Below are 4,077 nucleotides of genomic sequence, written 5' to 3' on the forward strand. Positions count from 1 at the left end.
CATTACGGGACAAAGGGTTAACCTCGATTTATGATTTTCCTTGATCTATCTGGGTTTCAGCGATTTTGGGCTTCTCGAAGTAAATCCCAAGCAGGGATTGGGGTTGAGGCTTTTCTCGATTTGTTTTTTGTCTAAGTCCCATTAGTTTTTTCGTTCCACGCCAGCAACCGTTAACCTAAAGTGAGAATCTTTGATAACATAAACTACCCGTTCGCCACCGATGTTATGCTGTCTCTTTGCTTGGCCTACTTCGGATCTTGATAGCTTTCATGTTAGTTCTCATTCTCGTAAAGCGTCAAGACCCGGTAAAGGTGTTCAGTTTAGTGAACATTCTCACTGTGACAACGCTTGTATCCAGTGCGATCTCTCTGTGGTATCAACTGCTGGAGCTTGAAAGCAGGATAGCAAATCAGTCTGGAGCTTTCTCTTTTGGGAGCGATCGCCCCTATCCTCCTCTGCCTCACTTAACCCTTGGCTTTGAAAAAAATCATTTGCCAAGGGAGTGATAAAGTTAGAGTTGATAATTCTCTTTCTCCTAATAATGCCTATTAACATTATTCTGGTTATAATCAACTCCTCCCATTCTCATCATTAGACGTTAATAAAAAAATCAAAGATGTCTGCGGAAAGCCACCACAACCACCAGACTTTTATCGTTAATGATAATGAGAATTTTCAGGAATAATGGTGCAGACTACATAACAGCAGTTTCACTCTGTCAATCATCTCTATCGCCTACTTAACACTTTGAAAATAGGACAAAATCATGAACACTACGAATTCAAAACAGAAACTAAACTACATTCCACAGATCATCATCGGCATCGGCATAATTGCGATCGCTGTAGTGGTTTGGTGGCACATTCCTGATTCTTTCTGGAAATATCTTTTTTTCTTGCGTGCGCCTATTCTCTGGGGTTTACTGCTGGTGACACTCCCTCTAATAGCTACCTTATGGCTGCCAGCCATGCTGAGAAATTTATTTGTTCTTCGTGGTCCGTGGCAACTTATCTCTGTAATTGTCAGTGCAAACATGGCGGCAATAGGGGTCATTATTAATGCCTATATGCTTCTCAAAGGTGCGCCAGATCGTTTTGGACTATCACCGTGGCTCGAAATTTCTGACATCTGGCAATATGGGTTGGCGATCGCTTTGAGTTTACCGATCTGCTTCACCTCTTATAAGCTTTCAAAAGAGGAAATTAAAGAAAAGAATCCCATCCAAGGAGTGATTTTCAGCGTGTTATTGAGTTTGGTGCTGTTGTTTGCAGTGATTCAGACGAAAACCTGGATATTTACTAACTTTGCTAACAATAAGTTACTCATTAGTTTCGTTGAATTCATTACCAGACATAAAACTGAAGGCTATATTATAGGAACACAGCCAAAACCACAGCAATTCCTTGAAGGTCATCTGAGTAACATCGCTTTTTTTATAGTTGCCTTCATCGTCTATGGCATCATTGGTTGGAAATTTCAGCCACAATCTCAACCATCCGACAAGAAAAAAGAAGCGGCTGCCCTAATGTATGTGATGCTAATCATCATGATGATAGCACCCTTGTCTGGAAGCCTAACCTTCTATTTCGATTACTATCGCGTTCCTGTCTTTCTGCTCTTTGTGGTTATTGTTGCTTTGATGTATGCGCTGTTTAAGGTGGATCACTTTTTTGAATTAAACTTAAATGAGGCAAACAAATACGATGCCAAGGATTTCAAAAAGGCAATAGAAAAACGACTCGAGTATCAAGAAGAAGAAAAGGAAAAGACCTTAGTAGTTGTCTGTGCGAGTGGGGGCGGCATTCAAGCCGCAGGCTGGATAGTTCAAGTCCTGACGGGATTACAAGATATGCTAGGTAATTCGTTTACCAAGTCAATTGGTTTTATTAGCTCTGTTTCAGGTGGTTCAGTTGGAACGATGTATTATCTCGATCGCTTTGCCGATAAAGGATATCCTGAGTCTAAGGAGTTTGAAAATATCTTTAAGAGTGCTACTGAAGATAGTTTGGATGCGGTAGGTTGGGGATTAGCTTATCCTGATTTATGGCGCATTATTGGGCTTCCTTTTCTCGCTCCTAAAATGTGCGATCGGGGAAAAGTAATAGAGACAGATTGGCAAGGAGAGTTAAAAAATCCCAATAGCAAACAATTTTTATCTACTTGGAGCGAACAAATTTTAAATGGTAAAATTCCCATCCCTATTTTCAATGCGACTCTGGTTGAAGATGGTCGTCGATTTCTAATTTCACCGATGACTTTTTGTAAACCTAGTAGCAACAAATCAGTGGATTTTAACACCCTTTATGCGGGATATGACATTGATGTTGTCACAGCCGCAAGGCTCTCAGCAACTTTTTCTTATGTATCGCCTATTTCTCGCTATGTTGGTGAAAATAAAAACCAGAAGGGGAAAGGGAAGGGGAATTATCATATTGCTGATGGTGGCTATTTCGACAATTCTGGTGTGGTGACGATGGTGGAATGGCTCAATGAATGGCTAGAACCCAACAAAGGACTTAACATTAAACGAGTTCTTTTGTTACAAATTAATGCTTTTCCTAAGACTGAACCCTCCAAAAATGAGAGTGGCGGTGGAGGTTGGTTTCAGGCGATAATAGGTCCTTTACTGACCTTATTCAGCGTCCGTGATACTACCCAGTTGTCTCGAGTTTCTACTGAAGTAGAACTTCTTCAACAGCGATGGAAAAATCAAGTAAAGATCGCATATTGTCCTATCTTTTTTCCAAAGAATGGTAAAAATGGTGAAAATAAACCACCTCTGTCCTGGACACTAACGGAAAAGCAAAAACAAAATATTAAAAACGGATGGTGCGGAATTAAGAAGGAAATTGGCAAGCAAATTGGGGAGCAAATTGGGGAGGAGTGGAAAAAATGGGGATTTGAAGACCCATCTCAAAAATCAACCAATGAGAAATAGCCAGCTTCCTGCGGTTGCGCTTTATCCCCAATAATTTAATCTGCGATCGCTTTTTTTTGACCTTCAACTGATCTGCGATCACTTTTTGAGGTTTTTATAACTGCGATCGCTCATCAACCGGGCAAATAACCAAGTCACTATCAATGCTGTGGATACCGGGAGCGGAGCGCTGGCGAAGCCAGATCGCTTCGGGCGCACCGTGGCCGAGGTGTACGCCAACGGTCAGCTAGTTCAACTTCAGCAGGTGAAGGACGGTATGGTTTGGGCTTATGATCGATTCAAGGCTGACTGTCCAAGCTGGAATGAAATCGAGAGGGCTTTTAAGGAAACTCCCTCGAATCGCAAGGGAATTTTCGGGGGAAACCCGATGCCACCCTGGGAATGGCGACGACGGAATCGGTAGTTTATAGAGAAATTCCGAGAGGTAAACTATGAACAGAGACATCATTACTGGAATGGACGGCGAGATTTATGCCAGACGCGATCTGAGTCGGGAGTGGGGCGGGGCGATCGATCTGGGAACGGCGAGGACTGGAAAAAGTTTCGGCGTTGACGGACACTTAGGGGAAACTAATTGCCTCGGCGTTTGGGATAGTGTGGACAGACTCAGATTCAGGACTTCGCATAACCTTCGTCTGGAACTCGCCACCGACCCCAAGGTGATCACCGAGTTGGTTCGATTCGATAGTAAGGGTGTCGCCACCGTCGTCGGTTCGGTTGAATACGGCGCTCGATTATCCTTGAATTTAACACCGGGTCGCTACGGCCTCAGTTTCTTTGTCGAGGGAGATTTGATTTCTTATCAAGTTAATGCCAGTTTCATTAGAACTCTTGCAAATTAATTATATGTTATAATCGTGGGTTAACTAATTTTCCAAAAAAACATAGTTAATTAGTGCATTTGTCCTGAATGAAAACCTGAAGTTTAACTTTTAACTCAAAACTCTTTAGAGCTGCTTTAATTTGGTTGTCAAAACCTCTTTATTTAAGCAGCACAAACTATCTCAATTATAAAAATTGAGAATAAATTCTCCTTGACTTGATTAATGTTTGGCAACTTTTAATAAGTTGCTATACCTATCCCTAACTCATAGTTATAAACAGCCGCCAACAGGTTAATTCTTAAACTATATCTTCGA

3 protein-coding genes are annotated in these 4,077 nt (G+C 41.7%); all 3 read left to right on the forward strand.

Going from position 1 to position 4,077, the window contains the following annotated elements; all coding sequences use genetic code 11:
• The first annotated feature begins 766 nt into the window (after positions 1 to 766).
• The 3 genes from IM500_RS11335 (at position 767) to IM500_RS11345 (ending at position 3,780) form a co-directional block, all read left to right on the forward strand.
• The gene (locus IM500_RS11335) at positions 767 to 2,938 is read left to right on the forward strand and encodes a patatin-like phospholipase family protein (protein ID WP_287738434.1); all 2,172 of its coding nucleotides are present in this window, start codon (positions 767 to 769) and stop codon (positions 2,936 to 2,938) included.
• 139 nt (positions 2,939 to 3,077) lie between these two features.
• Positions 3,078 to 3,341 carry a thermonuclease family protein gene (locus tag IM500_RS11340; protein ID WP_287738437.1) on the forward strand — a complete coding sequence of 88 codons (264 nt, stop codon included), beginning with the start codon at positions 3,078 to 3,080 and terminating at the stop codon, positions 3,339 to 3,341.
• Between the two features lie 28 nt (positions 3,342 to 3,369).
• Positions 3,370 to 3,780 (forward strand): hypothetical protein, encoded by a 411-nt coding sequence (locus IM500_RS11345; protein WP_002798467.1) that lies wholly within the window; start codon positions 3,370 to 3,372, stop codon positions 3,778 to 3,780.
• Positions 3,781 to 4,077 lie beyond the last annotated feature (297 nt).

Origin of the sequence: Microcystis sp. M179S2 (genome assembly GCF_020245805.1) — a bacterium.
Taxonomy (GTDB): domain Bacteria; phylum Cyanobacteriota; class Cyanobacteriia; order Cyanobacteriales; family Microcystaceae; genus Microcystis; species Microcystis aeruginosa.